17 protein-coding genes, 2 tRNA genes and 1 riboswitch are annotated in these 18394 nt (G+C 41.3%); of the genes, 17 read left to right on the top strand and 2 right to left on the bottom strand.

All coding sequences use genetic code 11. From position 1 onward, the window contains the following. Positions 1 to 66: 66 nt before the first annotated feature. The 3 genes from HXT26_RS01740 to HXT26_RS01750 all read left to right on the top strand — a co-directional run bounded on the left by HXT26_RS01740 (position 67) and on the right by HXT26_RS01750 (position 2801). Complete coding sequence (locus tag HXT26_RS01740; protein ID WP_032835514.1) at positions 67 to 756, top strand: CinA family protein; 690 nt, start codon at positions 67 to 69, stop codon at positions 754 to 756. Between the two features lie 205 nt (positions 757 to 961). Further along, positions 962 to 2101: a recombinase RecA gene (gene recA / locus HXT26_RS01745; protein WP_004118965.1), complete on the top strand. Its 1140-nt coding sequence runs from the start codon at positions 962 to 964 to the stop codon at positions 2099 to 2101. 31 nt (positions 2102 to 2132) lie between these two features. Further along, complete coding sequence (locus tag HXT26_RS01750) at positions 2133 to 2801, top strand: regulatory protein RecX (RefSeq protein WP_004118976.1); 669 nt, start codon at positions 2133 to 2135, stop codon at positions 2799 to 2801. Positions 2802 to 2860: 59 nt separating this feature from the next. Here HXT26_RS01750 and thrC read toward each other — a convergent pair whose 3' ends face one another. Continuing rightward, the gene (gene thrC / locus HXT26_RS01755; RefSeq protein ID WP_004118978.1) at positions 2861 to 4387 is read right to left on the bottom strand and encodes a threonine synthase; all 1527 of its coding nucleotides are present in this window, start codon (positions 4385 to 4387) and stop codon (positions 2861 to 2863) included. Positions 4388 to 4586: 199 nt separating this feature from the next. Here thrC and HXT26_RS01760 point away from each other — a divergent pair, with 199 nt between their 5' ends. The 10 genes from HXT26_RS01760 to HXT26_RS01805 all read left to right on the top strand — a co-directional run bounded on the left by HXT26_RS01760 (position 4587) and on the right by HXT26_RS01805 (position 12895). Continuing rightward, the gene (locus tag HXT26_RS01760; RefSeq protein ID WP_174191575.1) at positions 4587 to 5864 is read left to right on the top strand and encodes a glutamate-5-semialdehyde dehydrogenase; all 1278 of its coding nucleotides are present in this window, start codon (positions 4587 to 4589) and stop codon (positions 5862 to 5864) included. 393 nt (positions 5865 to 6257) lie between these two features. Then, positions 6258 to 6776: a phosphoribosylglycinamide synthetase gene (locus tag HXT26_RS01765; RefSeq protein WP_112928724.1), complete on the top strand. Its 519-nt coding sequence runs from the start codon at positions 6258 to 6260 to the stop codon at positions 6774 to 6776. Further along, a complete protein-coding gene (gene nadD, locus HXT26_RS01770) occupies positions 6766 to 7578 on the top strand; it encodes a nicotinate-nucleotide adenylyltransferase (protein WP_174191574.1) in 813 nt (270 codons plus the stop codon). The genes HXT26_RS01765 and nadD overlap by 11 nt, the downstream gene beginning before the upstream one ends. 96 nt (positions 7579 to 7674) lie before the next feature. After that, positions 7675 to 8697 (top strand): ribose-phosphate diphosphokinase, encoded by a 1023-nt coding sequence (locus HXT26_RS01775; RefSeq protein WP_032835511.1) that lies wholly within the window; start codon positions 7675 to 7677, stop codon positions 8695 to 8697. A gap of 91 nt (positions 8698 to 8788) precedes the next feature. Next, a tRNA-Gln gene (locus tag HXT26_RS01780) sits at positions 8789 to 8859 on the top strand. 114 nt (positions 8860 to 8973) lie between these two features. After that, complete coding sequence (glmU, locus tag HXT26_RS01785) at positions 8974 to 10383, top strand: bifunctional UDP-N-acetylglucosamine diphosphorylase/glucosamine-1-phosphate N-acetyltransferase GlmU (protein ID WP_004118983.1); 1410 nt, start codon at positions 8974 to 8976, stop codon at positions 10381 to 10383. Positions 10384 to 10419: 36 nt separating this feature from the next. After that, positions 10420 to 10842, top strand: a complete 423-nt coding sequence (rsfS, locus tag HXT26_RS01790) for a ribosome silencing factor (RefSeq protein ID WP_004118984.1) — start codon at positions 10420 to 10422, stop codon at positions 10840 to 10842. Positions 10843 to 10866: 24 nt separating this feature from the next. Next, complete coding sequence (locus HXT26_RS01795) at positions 10867 to 11685, top strand: histidine phosphatase family protein (protein WP_064340408.1); 819 nt, start codon at positions 10867 to 10869, stop codon at positions 11683 to 11685. A 138-nt stretch (positions 11686 to 11823) separates the two neighbouring features. Further along, positions 11824 to 12333 (top strand): LytTR family DNA-binding domain-containing protein, encoded by a 510-nt coding sequence (locus HXT26_RS01800; RefSeq protein WP_004106477.1) that lies wholly within the window; start codon positions 11824 to 11826, stop codon positions 12331 to 12333. Positions 12334 to 12445: 112 nt separating this feature from the next. Then, positions 12446 to 12895, top strand: coding sequence for a DUF3021 family protein (locus HXT26_RS01805; RefSeq protein ID WP_004106474.1), 450 nt, complete (start codon positions 12446 to 12448; stop codon positions 12893 to 12895). Positions 12896 to 13209: 314 nt separating this feature from the next. Here HXT26_RS01805 and HXT26_RS01810 read toward each other — a convergent pair whose 3' ends face one another. Further along, positions 13210 to 13614: a pyridoxamine 5'-phosphate oxidase family protein gene (locus HXT26_RS01810; RefSeq protein WP_004106472.1), complete on the bottom strand. Its 405-nt coding sequence runs from the start codon at positions 13612 to 13614 to the stop codon at positions 13210 to 13212. Positions 13615 to 13958: 344 nt separating this feature from the next. Between HXT26_RS01810 and HXT26_RS01815 the strand changes: the two genes are divergently transcribed. The 4 genes from HXT26_RS01815 (at position 13959) to HXT26_RS01830 (ending at position 18325) form a co-directional block, all read left to right on the top strand. Then, complete coding sequence (locus HXT26_RS01815) at positions 13959 to 14966, top strand: DMT family transporter (RefSeq protein WP_410299591.1); 1008 nt, start codon at positions 13959 to 13961, stop codon at positions 14964 to 14966. 190 nt (positions 14967 to 15156) lie between these two features. Further along, on the top strand, positions 15157 to 16233 hold the full coding sequence (locus HXT26_RS01820) for a hypothetical protein (protein WP_004106467.1): 1077 nt from the start codon (positions 15157 to 15159) through the stop codon (positions 16231 to 16233). Between the two features lie 178 nt (positions 16234 to 16411). Continuing rightward, positions 16412 to 16484 (top strand) — tRNA-Ala (locus tag HXT26_RS01825). Between the two features lie 114 nt (positions 16485 to 16598). After that, positions 16599 to 16784, top strand: a riboswitch (Lysine riboswitch). Between the two features lie 149 nt (positions 16785 to 16933). Further along, positions 16934 to 18325, top strand: coding sequence for an amino acid permease (locus HXT26_RS01830; protein WP_004106466.1), 1392 nt, complete (start codon positions 16934 to 16936; stop codon positions 18323 to 18325). Positions 18326 to 18394: the final 69 nt, after the last annotated feature.

The raw sequence follows: 18394 nt of genomic DNA on the forward strand, positions 1-18394 counted from the left end.
TCATAGATTATCCCTAAAGGGTTTATGTTGTGGAAAATCGTAAGCTACAATCATATCGAGCGTATTATGAATAATTCTTCAGATTTTAATACAGTTTCTTTAGCCGCGGATCTATTGGAAAAAAGTTTTATTAAAGGAATGCATATTGCTTCAGCAGAGTCGTTAACTGGCGGGCTTTTGGCTGATGCTTTTGTTTCTGTTCCTGGCGCGTCACGAGTTTTTTGTGGCTCTGCTGTCACTTATGATATTCATGCTAAATCCAAAATTCTTGGTGTAAATTCTAATCTTTTACAATCTGAAGGCGCGGTTTACCAGGATGTTGCTTTTCAGATGGCGCTTGGAGCTGCTCAAATATATCGTGGCAGTGGATGGGTGTATGGGGAAGATTATGAGTGTTGTGCAAATTTTCCTATTATTGGCTTGTCTACAACTGGTGTTGCAGGTCCTGGTCCCGATGGCAATAAACCAGCAGGTTTAGTTTATGTTGGAATATTTTTGCCTAAAGTTAATGATGTTATGGATTCTGTGAAAGATGCGGCTCATAAAGAACTTGAAGATGGATGCGTGAGTAACGTCTATGATTATGATTTTGCTCAAATCGAAAGTCAAAGCGTAACTAAAATTGCGCAATCAAGTGTTGCTTTTGTTTTTGAATTGAGATTATCTGGCAGTCGTCAAGAAGTTCGCGAATCTACTGTATTTCAGTTGTTGAGAATAGCTGATGAGTTGATTGCTTATGTCGAAGATTGTAAGTAGTTGGGTTGTAATCAAGACACGCGCTATCGAACAAATGTTCGCATATGTAGTATACTTGTGTTTGTCGAGATGGTTTAAGCTGAGTTAAGCGTTTAAGTGCTTGGATTAAATGTTTTATCCACATTGCACAAAAATGCTTGTACTTGAATCTAGTATGGAACTAAGGTCGTTCGATACATAACGGCATGCGAAAGGAGTAGCATACATGGCGCAAACGAAAAGTAAAGGCAGTATTAATCGCCTTATTGATGCGGATAAAACAGATCCACGTCGCCAAGCAGCATTAGAAACTGCTTTAGCCAATGTTGAACGACAATATGGAAAAGGTTCTGCAATGCGCTTAGGTGATAGACCTATGCAAGATGTAGAAGTTATTCCTACTGGTTCATTAGCGTTGGACACTGCTTTGGGGATTGGCGGTGTTCCTAGAGGGCGAATAGTTGAAGTCTACGGTCCTGAGTCTTCTGGTAAAACAACTCTTGCTTTGCATATCGTTGCAAATGCTCAAAAAAATGGTGGGGTAGCGGCATTTATTGATGCTGAGCATGCGTTGGATCCTGTCTATGCGCGAAAGCTTGGAGTAGACACGGATGCTCTTATTGTTTCTCAGCCAGATAACGGTGAGCAGGCATTGGAAATTGCTGATATGCTTATTCGTTCTGGTGCGTTAGATGTTATTGTTGTTGATTCTGTAGCGGCATTAGTTCCTAAAGCTGAAATCGATGGCGATATGGGAGATAGTCATGTGGGCTTACAAGCTCGCTTAATGAGTCAGGCGTTGCGTAAGATGACTGGTGCTCTTTCACAAGCTGGCACTACTGCTATTTTTATTAATCAGCTTCGTGAAAAAATTGGCGTATTCTTTGGTAACCCTGAAACTACCACTGGTGGTAAAGCTTTGAAGTTCTATGCGTCTGTGCGTATGGATATTCGCAGAGTTTCTACTATTAAAGAGGGTGAAGAAGCTGTTGGCAACCGAACGAAAGTTAAGATTGTCAAGAATAAAATGGCTCCGCCTTTCAAAACTGCTGAGTTTGATGTTCTTTACGGAGAAGGTATCTCTACTGAAGGTTCTGTTATCGATATGGGGCTGCAAGCTGAAGTTATTAAGAAATCTGGTTCTTGGTTTACTTATGACGGTGAGCAGCTTGGACAAGGTCGTGAAAACGTCCGTAAGTTCTTGAAAGATAATCCAGCTATTACTGAAGAAATTAGCGAAAAAGTCAAAGCTTCGTTAGGTTTAATGCATCCTGAAGATCAATTCGCTGAAGATTCTGAACTAGATCAATTCGCTGATGATTCTGTAGCTAAAAATTCTGCACAAAAGTCATCCGAATCGAAGTAATAATAAGATTACAGTGTAAAGCGAATGCAATATGCCTATTAGTGTAGAGAGTTTTCTTCGCGATCATCCAGTAGAGCGGACTGAAGAAGATGACGAAAGTAATAGCGTAAAGCCACATACTCGCAAAAAAATATCGCATAAATCAGTACTTTTAAGCGCAAAAAATAATACAAAAAACATGCCGTATGTAAAAAACACTAAAGTAAGTGATTTAAGCGACGAACTTTGCAATAGTAGTGAAGATGATTGCAGGGAAGCTGCTTTAAGGCTTTTAGATTATGCTCCTCGCTCTGTGATGGACATGCGCAAAAGGCTTAAAGAAAAAGGCTACACGGAAGTTGCTATTGACGCGGTTATTCATCGTTTGCTTGAATTGCATCTTCTTGATGACAATCAATATGCTCAAATGGTGATTCGCTCTTGCGCTGTGAGGCTTCTTGGTGCTAGAGCTACTCGAATGGAATTGCAGCGTAAAAATGTTGATCCTGCTGCTATTTCACAAAACGTAGCTTCTGCTCAAAACTCTGGAGTATTCACTGAAGCAGCGTGGGAACTCGGTCGCAAAACGGCTTCGCGCACGAGAAATCTTGAGCCTTTAGTCAGAAGACGAAGATTTTTCGCAGCAGCTGCAAGAAAAGGTCATGATTTAAACGTTATTAACGAAGTGTATGCAGCTTTATTCGAAAGTAATAACGAATGAATAGTAAGAGAGGCTGGATTATACAAGTAAACCAGCCTCTTTCGCTTAAAACTTTATGATTATTTTGCGAAATTATGCGCTTGAGCTAAAACATACTCAGGCATATCTTCAACATTAATAACATCATTAAAGCGTGGAGTTTTATTTTCAAGATTTCTAAGCATGCTTGGAGCTTTAGTTCCTGTAGCTTTACTAAGAGCGTCCATGCATTTGAAATCATCCATATCTTGCACATGCTCAATATTCAAAGCTTCAGCAACAACGCGAGGGAATTTGTATGGGCTTGCAGTGCTTAGCAATACTCTAGGTGTGCTTTCGTCATGTGGAATATTTTGCATAACGAAGAATCCGCAAGCAGTATGTGGATCGATCACATACTTGTACTTGTTCCAACAGTCATAAATAGCTTCGCGAATTTGATCCTCATTCGCCCAACCGCAGCCAAACAGTGAGCGAATCTTTGCAAGCACATTTTCTGGAATCTCAAAAGCGCCCCATTGAGTCAAGTCATTCATAAGCATTTGTATTAAACGCGTGTCTTTATCGCACATGTAATAAAGCATTCGCTCCAAATTAGAAGAAACCAAAATATCCATAGAAGGAGCAACAGTGTGATGGAATGTGCGTTGACGGTTGTAAGTGCCGCTTACCAAAAAATCAAAAAGCACATTGTTACTATTGCTAGCAACAATGAGATGCTTCACTGGAAGACCAAGCATTTTCGCATAATATCCTGCTAGAATATCGCCAAAATTACCTGTAGGAACACAAAATTCTACTTCGTCTCCAAGTTTTATAACTTCGCGTTCAATAAGCTGCTTGTATGCTGCAAAATAGTAAACAACTTGTGGCACAAGACGACCAACGTTAATTGAGTTAGCTGAAGACAATACTGTATTCGCATCTTCTTCAATATTTTTGTTGAGCTCATTATTTGTGAAAATCTGTTTAACGCCTGTTTGAGCATCGTCAAAATTACCGCGGACTGCGCAAACTTTCACATTTTCGCCTACCTGAGTAGTCATTTGCAATTCTTGGACGCGGCTAACTTTTCCTTCTGGATAAAAAGTAATCATAGAAGTGCCTGGAACATCAGCAAAACCAGCCAAAGCAGCTTTACCTGTATCTCCAGAAGTTGCAGTTAGAATCATAACGCTTTTTTCAATATCAGATTCATTCTCGTGTTGAGTTTTAGTGCGAGACATTAATTGTGGCAACATTTGCAAAGCAACGTCTTTAAACGCACAAGTAGGACCATGGAAAAGTTCCATCACAAAATCGCTAGTGTTCCCAAGCTGCTGGAGTGGAGTAATAGCGTTATTAGACCATTGATTGCCGTATGCCAGTTTAATGCAAGAAGAAAGCTCTTCTGAAGTATAATCAGGCAGCAACAGTTGCAAAATATCCTGCGCAATTTCTTGATACGATTTGCCTTGCAATTTAGAAATATCGTAACGCTCGCTACCAAGGCTATCAGCTACAAATAATCCGCCATCTTCAGCAATTCCTTTACGTATTGCCTCTTTTGATGTGCATGTTGGCTTAAGCGAACGAGTGCTATGGAAAATAGTTGTATCTGATGCCATAATAACTCCGTAACCGTCTGTTTATAGAGAATATTTTTTACTTACGTAGATTATTTATGTAAATTATTTACACAACTTATATCAAATTATGGTACCTGAAGCGCTGGGCGAATGGGCGTGTGCTAATCTCATATATATAAATGCTTTTGTTTTACTATTAATTAATTGGCGATTAGGCAAATAATCTATAGGGGGAACGTTGTCTGTTGATGATTTAGTGAATGCTCGTGCTGATTGTGCGCGCAAAGCGTGGCGTAATTTTGCTCATGCAGATACTCGCGCAAAAAATGCGCTTCTCGAAAAAATGGCAGATGCTTTAGAGTTTGCAGCTTCAAATATTGCTGAGGCTAACAAAAAAGATCTTAAAGAAGCTGAAGCTAAGGGAATGGATGCTGGAAAGCTCGATCGGCTTAAATTTGATGAAGAGCGAATCCAAGCTTCTGCAAAAAGCGTGCGAAAAATTGCGCAATTGCAAGATCCTGTAGGTCAAGTAGTTCGCGGATACACTCTTCCTAATGGAATTAAACTTTCGCAAATTAGAGTTCCAATGGGCGTTATGGGAATGATTTACGAAGCTCGTCCAAACGTAACTATTGATGTAGCTGCTTTGTGCATTAAATCTGGAAATGCTGCGATTTTGCGAGGAGGAAGCGCGGCTCTTCATACGAATCAGGCGAGTATTGAAGTTATACAATCGGTTCTTAAAAATTCTAACTTTAGTGCTGATTTGATTCAGGCTGTTGACGATTTAGGAAGAGACGGAGCTACGTCAATGATGCATGCTCACGGTCATATTGATGTGCTTGTGCCTAGAGGTAGTGCAAATCTTATTGCAGCAGTTGTTCAAGAATCTACGGTTCCTGTTATTGAGACTGGAGCTGGAAACGTACATATTTATGTAGATAAAAGCGCTGATATTAAAAAAGCTATACCAATTATTGTTAATGCAAAAACGCAACGAGTAGGCGTGTGTAACGCTGCTGAAAAATTATTAGTGCATAAAGCTGTTGCGCAAGAATTTTTGCCAAAAATCGCTGCTGCTTTAGCTGAGCATAATGTAATTTTGCATGCAGACGATAAATCTTACGATATTTTGCAATCCGCTAATATTCAAGGATTGCAGCTTGAGTGTGCCACTGAGGAAGATTGGAAGCGAGAATATTTGTCGCTGAATATGGGTGTAAAAGTTGTAGATGATTATACTGATGCAGCTTCTCATATTGCGAAATATTCTACTGGCCATACTGAAACCATTATTGCTGAAGATTACTCAACTATTCAAAGTTTTATTGCAAGTGTTGATTCCGCTGTAGTTATGGTAAATGCTTCAACGCGCTTTACAGATGGCGGCGAATTTGGTTTCGGCGCAGAACTTGGTATTTCTACGCAAAAATTACATGCAAGAGGCCCTATGGGTTTGCTTGAAATGACAACAACCAAATGGATCGGCTACGGAGATGGGCAAATACGTTTATAGTTTATTTTTTACATCTCAATGCGCACTACTATTCAGTCGTGTGAATATTCGTGTGGTAGAGATTTGAGATTTTTCGCACTGAACGAAGGCGGACGTCAGAGCCGAAGGCTGCTGATTCGTCGAGCGAAGAAGAAAAATCGAAAAATCTCTGCGATGAGCACGGTTATTAACGATTGACATGCAGAGTTTGGGGGATTTCTTTACGAGCAATAAAAGAGGACTGAGGAAGCAACATTCTTTTAAGAACAAAGCAGACAGTAAAACCTTTAACAGCCAAAGCGACGAAGGACGGGAACTTGCGAGGAGAGAAATCCCCCAAAACTCGCGCCACAGTAAGCAAATTAAAAAATAGACGTACTGGTTTTAATAGTTACGTGGCGGTAAGGTAAGAGTATGCCTAATAATGACGTGAATTTGAGTACAGCTGAAGCGCTTGATATTGCTGCTGAACGTTTGTCCATTGTGCGATATGTTTTTTTGGTGCAAATTGAAGATGGTATTGCTTCTGCATCGCAACGTTCATCGCTTGAGTATGCTGACGCAGTGTTAATGGGCTGGCCAGATTCTGATTCGAATGATGTGACTATTCCTGATGAAACTTCGTTTAATAATGTTCTTAAAAATGTTCGCAATATGGAAAAGAATATTATTAAGTTTAGCGAATTAGAACGTGATCATGATATTGATGGCATGACATCCATGCTTGCTAAAATTTCGGAATCTGTAGCGAAAATTCGTGGTGCGTATCAACCAGATTTCCCTCTTCCAACTTTTGCCGAAATCCAGCGTGTCGTAAAAGATGAGTGGGATGAAGAAATGGGCAATATTAATCCGGATAGCGCAAATGTTGCATCTGGGTTAGTGAATGAAACTCAAGTGGAAGACAAGGAATCTGAAGCGAATGAGTCCTGAAATTCACGAAGATGCAGAACGTCGCATGTCTGACCTATTCCATGGCGCGTTTACTGCTAAAGAAGCGGCTCCTCCTGCGGTTGTGAATTCAGTTCATAAACGTACTTCTACTCGTGGCAATGTGCACGAGCGTCAGCGCATTGGAATTATGGGCGGCACATTCGATCCAATACACAATGGTCACTTGGTTGCTGCTTCAGAAGTTGCTTGGGTTTATGATCTTGACGAAGTTATTTTCGTTCCTACCGGTAGGCCTGTTTTTAAGCTTGATAAAAAAGTTACGAATGCAGAAGATCGTTATTTAATGACTGTTATTGCAACAGCCTCAAATCCAAAGTTCACTGTTTCTAGGGTTGATATTGATCGCCCTGGAGTTACTTATACTATCGATACTTTGCGAGATATACGTGCTCAACATCCTGATGCGGAACTTTTCTTTATTACTGGAGCTGACGCTATTGCTGAAATAATGCAATGGAAAAATGCGCGCGAAATGTGGAATTTGGCTCGATTTGTGGCTGTTACTCGTCCTGGCTATTCGAGGCCAGAAAAGTTAGCAGATTCTAATTCTCCGTTAATGCCTCGCCAAATGCATACGAATGATACTGGTATTGCAGCGAATCGTGACGATATGGTTCATTGTGATTCTACGCATTTGCCGGTTGATATTTTAGAGATTCCAGCGTTGTCTATTTCTTCTACTGATGTTCGTCGTCGAGCTGAGCATGGTGAGCCGGTGTGGTATTTAGTTCCAGATGGAGTAGTTCAGTACATAGTTAAGCATGGTTTGTATCGTGCGTAATTATTGATTTTGTAGGCTTGTCGTTTATCGTCTGTGCAAAAAGTTAGTATTGATTATGTTCATTTCGCGAATTAAAGCGAACTAATGTTTGGAGATATGGTGAGCATCGTCCTTGAAGGAAAGCCAGATAAAAACCTTGTTCTCGTTACCGGTCGCGCACATCCGAAGCTTGCTCGTGATGTAGCTGATCAGCTTGGAATTGATGTACTTGAAACTACGGCATACGATTTTGCTAATGGTGAAATGTATGTTCGCTATACGCAATCTGTGCGTGGTACAGATGTATTCGTTATTCAAAGCCACAGTGATCCTGTTAACAAGTCCATTATGGAACAGTTAATTATGATTGACGCTTTGAAGAGGGCTTCTGCTCGTTCAATTACTGCAGTATGCCCGTTGCTTGGTTATTCTCGACAAGATAAAAAGCATCGCGGTCGTGAACCTATTTCTTGCCGCTTGATGTTTGACTTGCTAAAGACTGCTGGTGCTGATCGCATTATGAGCGTCGATTTGCATGCAGCTCAGTCTCAAGGATTCTTCGACGGTCCTGTTGATCACTTGATTGCTATGCCAGTTTTGGTTGATTACGTACGTGATCGTTTCCGCGATGATCTTGCTAATGTGACTGTTGTGTCTCCTGATGCTGGTCGTATTCGCGTAGCAGAACAGTGGGCTCAGCGCTTAGGCGGCGGTCCTTTGGCTTTTGTGCACAAAACTCGCGATATCACTTGCCCTAATAAGACGGTTGCAAATCGCGTCGTTGGTGACGTTGCTGGACGCGATTGCGTTATGGTTGACGACTTGATCGATACTGCAGGAACTATTGCAGGAGCTTGCAATGTGTTGAAGGAAGCTGGAGCTAAGTCTGTTACAGTTGTTGCAACTCACGGCGTGCTTTCTGGTCCTGCAGTCGAACGTTTGAAGTCTTGTGGTGCTAGGGAAGTTGTTTTGACTGATACTGTGCCTATTCCAGAAGAGAAGCGTTGGGATGGTTTGACTGTTCTTTCAATTGCTCCGCTTCTTGCAAGCGCTATTAAAGCAGTGTTTGAGGATGGTTCGGTTGCTAAGCTTTTCGACACTTATCCTGAGCATCACGGACAAGGATTCTTATTTGCTTAAGTATTGATTTCGTGCGGTTTGCTTTTCGGCGCGCCAATTTGACGTTTTTCGATATTATGGCATAATAGTGACTTGGCGGTTTTTCCGCCGTTCCCTCATGGTGTAATGGCAGCACACGGGTCTTTGGAACCCTTTGTCTTGGTTCGAATCCAGGTGAGGGAGCTTACTTGAAGCGCTACTCGTTGAATCGGGTGGCGTTTTTTGTTTTGAACGCTGCTAATAAGTAATAGAATTACATACAGCGAAATTTATTGAAATAGTATAAGGAGCGTATGCGTGGAAAAGCATGATGTAACTGCGGCAATAATTTTGGCAGCAGGCGATGGGACGCGTATGCGTTCAGAAACTCCAAAAGTACTACATCCATTTGCTGGTAAAACATTTCTCAATCGTGTTATGGATGCCATGAATGGCGTAAATCCTAAAAAACTAGCTGTAGTTGTGCATGCTCAGGCTGAACGCGTAGCTGCTGCTGCTGTTAGCTATAACGAAAATGTGCATATTGTAAATCAGGACGAAACTCCTGGAACCGGCAGAGCAGTGCAATGTGCTATTAAAGATCTTAATGAAATTGCTAAAAACGAAACTGGTGAAGCATTAAAAGGAGCTGTGCTGATTGCCGCAAGCGATATGCCGCTACTTGATACGCAAACTTTGCAGTCTTTAGTTGATTTTCACAATAATAATAACAATGTGGCAACAGTTCTTACAGCAGTATTAGACGATGCAACTGGCTACGGCCGTATTGTGCGCGAAGCAAACGGTGACGTTTTGCGTATTGTTGAGCATAAAGATGCAAATGCTGGAGAGCTTGCTATTCATGAAGTGAACACTTCTGTATATGTATTCGATGCGACTGTATTATGTGACGCGATTGCAGATCTTAACTCTCAAAATGCTCAAGGTGAGTTCTATTTGACTGATGCTTTGGAACATGCTCGAAAGTTTGGTCATGTTGGTGCAATGTCTGCTCCAGATCCGCTTACTGTAGAGGGCGTAAATAATCGTGTGCAATTAGCTGCGCTCGCAAAAGCACATAATAAGCGCGTGTGTGAAAAATGGATGCTTGAAGGTGTAACTATTCTCGACCCTGATACTACTTGGATTGAAGATAGTGTTACGCTCGCACAAGATGTTACTGTGCTTCCTGGGTGCTTCCTTCAAGGTCGTACTACGGTTGCAAGTGGTGCTGTAGTTGGCCCTTACACGACTCTTATTGATGCGCAAATTGATGAGGATGCTGTGGTTGAACGTTCGCGTGTACAGGAATCGCATATTTGTAGAGCTGCAAACATCGGTCCTTGGACGTATTTGCGTGCAGGAAACGTACTTGGTGAGGAAAGTAAGGCAGGAGCTTTCGTAGAAATGAAGAAAGCTCATATTGGAAATGGCACTAAAGTACCTCATTTAAGCTATATTGGCGATGCTGATTTGGGTGAGCATACGAATATTGGCGGCGGTACGATTACTGCAAATTATGACGGAGTGCATAAGAATCATACTACGATTGGTTCTGGTGCTCACGTTGGCGCAGGAAACCTGTTTGTAGCACCGGTTACTGTGGGAGATGATGTTACTACCGGCGCTGGATCGGTGGTACGTCACGATGTTCCGGCTGATTCTATGGTGTACTCGGAAAATACTCAGCACGTTGTAGAGGGCTGGAAGCCAGCTTGGGAACGCTAAAAAGCGTTTGTTGGAGAATTAAGGAGTAGTAACATTATGACAGCTTTAGAAAGCTCAATTAGTGCAATTCGTATTGCTGCCGCTGCTGCAGACCGTTTGAAAGCAACGAACGAGCAGGCTTTTGATGTAAGCGATTTGCTTGGTATTACGGATGCTATGTTAGTTGTTTCTGCTTCAAATGAGCGTCAAGTATTAGCTGTTGCAGAAGAAATCGAAAAAGACTTGTACTTGAAAGACAACAAACGCAAGGCTTTATCTCGTGAAGGCTTGGAATTAGCACAGTGGATTTTGCTTGATTTTGGCGATTTTGTGGTTCATGTAATGCATGAGGAAGCACGAGCATTCTACCGCTTGGAACGCCTGTGGAATGATTGCCCGGCAATCGATTTGCAACTGCCAGAGCATGCTAGCGAAACTGAAGATTCTAGCAAAACTGAAGATTCTAGCGAAACTGAATAATAAGAAGAAAGTACGGTACAAACCATGGTTGATTTCGTAGAAAATGTTGCGAGTAACGTAAATAATTCCATTAATAGTGCGCATGAAGGAATTGCTCGTTCTGTTATGCTTATTCGCCACGGTCAAACTCCGTATAATGCACAGTTCCGTTTGCAAGGCATGATTGATATTGCTTTGGATGAGTCTGGAATGGATCAGGTGACTCGCTCTGGAAAAGCTTTGCGCGTGCTTTTTGGTGCTTCTGATTTAGAAGATCCAAAGGACCCGAACAGCGCTGAACACGTGCGCATTACGCCGGAAGAAGCGGACGCGAGTTTTGTGGCGATTGTTTCTCCACTTATTCGTGCTCAACAGACTGCTCATGCTTTTGCAGATAAGATTGGGCTTCATGTGCATGTTGAAAATGGTGTGCGCGAGCGTTTCTTTGGCGAGTGGGAAGGTTTGAATCGTCAGCAGATTAGCGAGCAGTGGCCGGAAGATTTCAAAGCTTGGGTTGAAGGTAAAGGCGGGGAGCTTCGTCATGGTGCTGAAGCTAAGCAGGAAGTAGGAGAGCGCGCTGCTGCTGCAGTAGAAGATTGGACTCGCAAAACTGGCGCAGACCGTGATTTGCTAGTATTTTCGCATGGTTCCTGTCTTTCGCAAACTGTTCATAAGCTGCTTGGATTAGATAAAGTAGATCCTTCCTACAAGACGATTGGCGGCATGGGAAACGGCCGTTGGGCGCGCTTAATTCCAAGTCTTAACGCTGATGGTTCGATTCATTGGCGTTTGGATGCTTATGATCAAGGTCCTGCAGCTGACCCTACAAGCCAGCGTCTTATTCGCATTTGGGGTGCTGCGTAATCTCTCCTTTACCGCTTAATTACCGAAAGCTACCGTTTAGCGATTTTGTAAAGACAGACTATTTACAGTGCCGTATAGTCAAAATTACAAAACAAAAAGCTAACAAACGCTAACAGTAGTGTACGGAAAGGAGGCTTGATGAAAGTAACTATTGCTATCGTTCCGCCTGAGGAAGAGCAGTCAGTTCAGTTGTCAATTCACAATATTGACGATGAGCTTAAGCACATTATCGCTCAGTTACAAAGCATTGACTCCAATGATGCAAATGTAAGAAGTGCTGAAAATAATACTGAAATTAATACTTCAGATAAGTTGAGCAACAATAATCCATTCATATACGGTTATATTAACGATTCGATTATTGTTATGCACGAGCCAGATGTGATTATGATTTGCGTTGAAAATTCGCGCGTAATCATTCACGGTGATAAAGGCGAGTGCGTGTCTTACAAGCGCCTAATGGATTTTGACAATCCGCAATTCGCGTCGTTTGTGCGCATATCTAAATCCGCAATCGTGAACTTGAATCGCATTGTTCGAGTTGATCCAGGATTTGGTGGAAGTATGAGCGTAAAAATGGACGATGGAAGCGTTGAGTGGATTAGTCGCAGATGCTTAGGTGGGTTCAAAAAGCGCTTAGGGATGTAGTTATAGTAATAACGAATGTAGCTAGAATGTAGTCAAATATAAAACTATCAAAAATTTTAATACTGATTTTTTTTTAATACTAGATTTTAATACTTAAAAGGAAGCGATTATTATGGAAAAGCAAGTTGCAACATTAGGTAAAACAATGGTAAAAAACATTGTTAAAGGCATTGGCATAGGGTGCACTATTTTTACAGTAATGTCTTTTATATCAAGTCTGTTAGCGCATAGTGAGGTTGGAAATAGAATTGCATCTTATGCTGTAGCATCGTTTGTTATAGGCATAGGATATGGAGTGTTCGCTATTTTTTGGTCGAATGAACGCATGTCAAATTTTGCAAAGTTCGTTTTTGCGCTAGTTCCGCCAATTGCTATTCAGTTTATTGTATCGGTGATTGTTGGATGGATTTCGTTCAAAGATGAGCCAGCGGTGATTTGCGGATGGATTGCGTTCACTGTTATTTTACCGATTCCTATTGCTGCAATAATTTATTACTTCGAGAAGAAGAAAGCGAAAGAAATGAACGCTAGACTGAAAGCATTGCGTAAAGAAAGCAAGTAAATTAGTGACAACTAAATAATCAAGTAAAGAATTGAGTGGTGTTCATCTTCGCCGTTGAGGACGAACGCCACTCGATATTGTATGACGCCTACTATAGACGTACTAATTCGGCGTTTTGCGCGACGACCTGCCTGAGCGTTTAAAGCGTAGCGCGCGAAGGCAACTCGGAGCGGAAACTCGCTTAAGTTGGAAGTCCAGTGGACTTCCAACGCGAGTTTCGTAGTGAGCGCGTTACCCGCGCGAGCGTCCGCGCTCAGTGCGAAAAATCTCAAATCTCTACCGCACTAATATCCACACGACTGAATGACGACGCATTAATCTTTTGCAATAGTTTTGCCGGCAGTAGCTCCAGAAGTCAAGTCCTGAATCTCAGTGATTTCCATAACTGGAACTGCAGCTGGCTTCTTCGTACCTTTTTCTTCGGCCACACGTACCTGTTCTTCGTAAATCGCGTCATCAGTGTGAAGAGTTACTGTTCCGCGGAAGCGATAGCCTTTCTTTTCTGCCAAATTAGCAACTGCTACAACCAGCTGGCTGCCGTCTTGCAAGTTCTTATAATGCTGACCTGCAGTGCGCTCGTGGTAGGCAAGGTGGTTGTCGTCGAGTACGAACATAGACATTTTTGGTCCCAAATCAAGCTCGCCATCTTTGCTTACTGTTGCAATCCAAGCCAAATTATTCGCAATAAATTCTTTCATATCTGCGCTAAGAGTTGCCATAATATTCCTTTCCTAACAAGATTGCGTACTTTCTTCGTACGCAATTTATAAGCCTACATTGCTACATTACGCTGATTTAAAAGTGTATACGAGCGTGTAGCGTAAAAAAATTGTAAGTTGTGATATAAATCACCCAATTCTTCAATAGTTTCGTGGGCGAAATTTATACAGCAAAATACTTGATTGCCACTGTTTTCTGGAGCGTATATCGGAAATTTTACGAAAGAACGCCAGAAAGTTGTACTTTTCACGATTTTACGGCTATTCTGTCTATTTTATAAGCTAAAACGCTTTATAAAAGAAAAATTTTAAAGAATCAACTTTTATAGTTGAAGGGGAACATTATGAAGGTGAAATATGAAACAGCTAAATCTATAGCTGAACCGCTTTCGGATAAATCGGGCATGCCTCAAGGCAAAAGTGTTCGTACTGCTCAGATTATGTTGTTGATTTGTGCTGCTATTTGGGGTGGCAGCTATGTTTCTTCAAAATATGCTCTTGAAGTGTTTCCTGTGCAATGGCTTATGGGCGTTCGTATGGTTGGAGCTTGCACAATTATGGCTGTTATTTTTTTCGGTACACTTCGTAAAACTTTTACAAAAAAGCTTATTGTTCCTTCTTTACTAACTGGAATTACGTATTATGCTACTTTAATTTTGCAAACTGAAGGGTTACGTTCAATTGATCCAGGCCGTAGCGCGTTTTTGACAGCAGCATATTGCGTAATTACGCCATTTTCTGCTTGGTTAATCGTCAAGAAAAAGCCAACTCTTTTAGGATTAGTAGCTGCAGTTATGTGCGTTGCTGGAGTAGGTTTTGTGGCATTAAAGCCTGGAATGCTTGTTCTCACATTGTCTTATGGAGATTTCCTTACTTTATTATGTGCTGCAGTTTTTGCTTTTAATCTTACGTTCCTTGCGTATTATTCTCGTAAATATAATCCAGTTACGTTAACTTTTGGGCAATTTGTTGTTTCAGGCGTACTTTTTGTAGCTGGTGCGCTTATTTGTGAGCCTTTGCCAAACTTTAACGCTGCTGATCATTTCTCTATTTTTGCTAATATGTTCTACCTTACAGTGGTAGTAACAGTAGTTGCGCAAATTATGCAAAACTATAGTTTGGTGAATCTTTCTACTGCAAACGCTTCTGTGATTATGTGCACTGAAAGTTTGTTCACGCTTTTATTCTCTACTATTCTTTTTCATGAGCATGTTTCTAACATGGCTTTTGTGGGATTTGCTTTAATATTTGCTGCAATTATTACTGCAAGCTTAGGTGAGCATTATTGTGATAAAAGAGCGAATTGTGAGCTTTCTTATAAAGATAGAGATTTTGAGGTTGCTAAGTCTTAGGCATTTCAGTTTTGTGTAGCTAAGTTTTATGTATATAAGACTTGTGATTTTGTTGTAAGAATGCTCTGGCAATACTGTGCAATTTTTGCGTAGAGTGATACCATCATTGTTGTAATGGTGTTGGTAGTGGAATTTGCATATTTGCCATGCATTTTGGCATTATATTCGCATAAATAGTTAAGGTGCATAAGTGAAGAATTTCTTCAAAGGCATATCGTTTACGCAAGTATTAGCTGGATCGCTCGCTGCAGTGACTTCGTTTTTACTTGCTTCTAAAATTGGTATTGCTGGTTCAGTTATTGGCGTAGCTATTGGTTCTATTGTCTCAGCAGTAGCATCACAGTTGTATCAGAATGTTATTCACGCTTCATCGCGTAAACTTTCGGAAGTAAATCCGAATACTTCTACAGAACAGTCTAATTTTAGTAATGTGTCAGATTCTAGCGTGCGTTCAAATGGTTTAGAGAATGTTGATTCTAAAAGAATTGGAGATGATATTCATATGCAATATTCATCAAATTCGTTGCAATGTAATACTGATCCTTCAGATGACAAAAATATGACTGTTCAAGATGCAAGATCTGGACGCACTGTTAGTTCGCAAGTCCGTAATCCGGAATTAGAAAATACGCGTATTTTGGAATTGTCGAAATTACGTGAACAGCATGAAGAAGACATGGAACTGTCGGAGGGCACAATTCCAGAGCCGGTGCCGTTATCTAAGGTTGTTAGTGGAAACTACGGTTACTCTTCTAGATCTTACCAAAATAGAAACGATCATCGTACAACAATTGTTGTTGCTGTTATAAGTGCTCTTATAGCTGTTATTGTTACTGCAGGTGCTGTTCTTTTGTTTACACAAGGAAAAGGCACAGACAATATTGATAAGCCTGAAGAAATTAGTCATGAGCAGCAGCAAAATCAGCCGCAACCTAAGCAACGTCTTAACACGAATACTAATCAAGACCATAAGAAGTCTCATGATGATTCTGATAGTAAAGATGCTAATGAAGACGAAAATGATGAGCATAGCAATGAAAACGCAGCTGGCTCAACAGGTGGTCATTCTGATAATGATTTAGGTAGTGACACTAACAATGATTCAGGAACGAATTCAGGTGATGCTGCTAGTGGGAATAGTGGATCGGGTGCTGATAGTTCTGATGCAGGTGCTGGATCTGCTGGATCTTCGGGATCTACTGGTTCTTCAAACAATGTAACTTCTCCTGGTAATGGTGATCAATCTGGAAGTGCCAATGGTAACTAGTTCTTGAATTGGTTTGCCGAATTGGTTCTTGAATTGGTTTTCAAATTGGCGACTAAATTGTTAGTAGAATTCGCAGAATTTTTGGAATTTGTAAGTTGAATTCGACACGCCGCATTTGGATAGAGCGGCTATTTGTTGTATTCTATCAAAGGTTCGTTTGAACGGCATAAGTAAAAACGGGGCTATGGCGCAGCTGGTAGCGCATCTCCATGGCATGGAGGGGGTCGGGGGTTCGAATCCCCCTAGCTCCACAAATTTTAAACGTCACTTCTCATGAAGTGGCGTTTTTTTGTTATTATTTTTCGATTTTTATGCGCCACGCCGTATTTTTTACTGTTTGTCTGCAAGTCGTACTAATAATGAACACCATCGACCAGAGGTCGCGCTCGACAAGAGTAATAAGCATGAGCTAGGGAAGCGTTAATTGCTTACAAAAGGGGAGAGCGCCGAAGTTTACTGCTTAATCCCAAAAGTAGTGAGCTGGGACTTGGCTTAATATACCAAGGACTGTCGCAGCGAGTCGGCATTCGCTGCGGAGAGCTATCGACACGCTTGCTTTTGCTTGCTTGTTTTGCCTCTGATTGTCATGAAAGGAGGAAAAATGAGTAGCTCATTATCATCTACTGCTGTACAGAATACTCAGCAGAATACTCAGCAAAATAACGATGTCCATAGAGGATTAAAAACCCGCCATATTTCCATGATTGCTTTAGGTGGCAGCATTGGCACCGGCTTATTCGTTGCTAGTGGTGCAACAATCCATATGGCTGGTCCTGGCGGCGCTTTGCTCGCTTATGGTGCGATTGGCATTATGGTCTACTTCCTTATGACTTCCCTTGGTGAAATGGCCACTTTTATGCCTATTAGTGGATCGTTTGCATCGTATTCTGGACGTTTTATTGATCCTGCACTCGGTTTCGCAATGGGCTGGAACTATTGGTTTAATTGGGCTATTACGGTTGCAGTGGACGTTAGTACTGCAGCAATAGTTCTGCAATACTGGTTCCCAACAGTGCCAATATGGATTTTCTCGCTGTCGGTTCTTATGCTTATTTTGGTTATCAATGTGCTTACAGTTAAGTGCTTTGGAGAAACCGAATACTGGCTTTCTATTATTAAAGTGTTGGCAGTAATCGTATTCCTTGTTATCGGTTCGCTTACGATTGTTGGCATTGTTGGCGGCAAAGCGCCATTCTTGCAAAACTTCACTCATAAGGACGCTCCATTTGCAGGCGGTGTTCCTGCAGTGTTGTGTGCGTTCGCTATTGCAGGCTTCTCTTTCCAAGGAACTGAGCTTATTGGTATTACTGCAGGTGAGTCTGCAACTCCAGAAAAGAGTATTCCAAAGGCTGTAAAGCAAGTGTTCTGGCGTATTCTTCTTTTCTACATTCTTGCAATTTTCGTTATTGCTTGCATTATTCCTTATACTGACAAGAACTTACTTGGTTCTGATGTAACTGATATTGCTATTAGCCCATTCACGCTCGTGTTCCAGCGTGCAGGTCTTGCAGCTGCTGCAGCAGTTATGAATGCCGTGATTTTGACTTCTGTTATTTCTGCAGCAAATTCAGGCATGTATGCTTCAACAAGAATGCTTTATTCGCTCGCAAAAGAAGATAATGCTCCAAAAGTATTTGGCAAGGTAAGTCTTCGTGGTATTCCTGTTCCTGCGTTGATTGCTACATTTGTAGTTGCTTTATTTACTTTCTTTATGAGTATTTTTGGCGATCAAATATACATGTTCCTGGTTGCTGCAAGTGGTTTGACTGGTTTTATTGCTTGGGCTGGTATTGCTGCAGCTCATTATCGCTTCCGTAAGGCATACTTGGCTCAAGGTCATTCCTTAGATGAATTAGTTTACCGAGCAAAGTGGTATCCGTTTGGTCCTATTGTTGCGTTCTTCTTATGCATTCTTGTTATTGTTGGTCAGGATTTGCATTCATTTGCAACGCTTAACTGGCAGGCTATTGGAATCACGTACATGTCTGTGCCGCTATTTATCGTTCTATACATTGGTTATAAGATTAAAAATCATACTCGAGTAATTCCTCTTGAAGAAGTCGATTTAACTCATGTTCGAGTAGCAAAATGAACGAATAGTTTATAAAGTTCAACATCGTTTACGATGTAGAGTTAGATAATGTAAAAGCTCCCAGCGTAT

The organism is Gardnerella sp. DNF00497B (assembly GCF_049262725.1).
GTDB lineage: Bacteria > Actinomycetota > Actinomycetes > Actinomycetales > Bifidobacteriaceae > Bifidobacterium > Bifidobacterium leopoldii.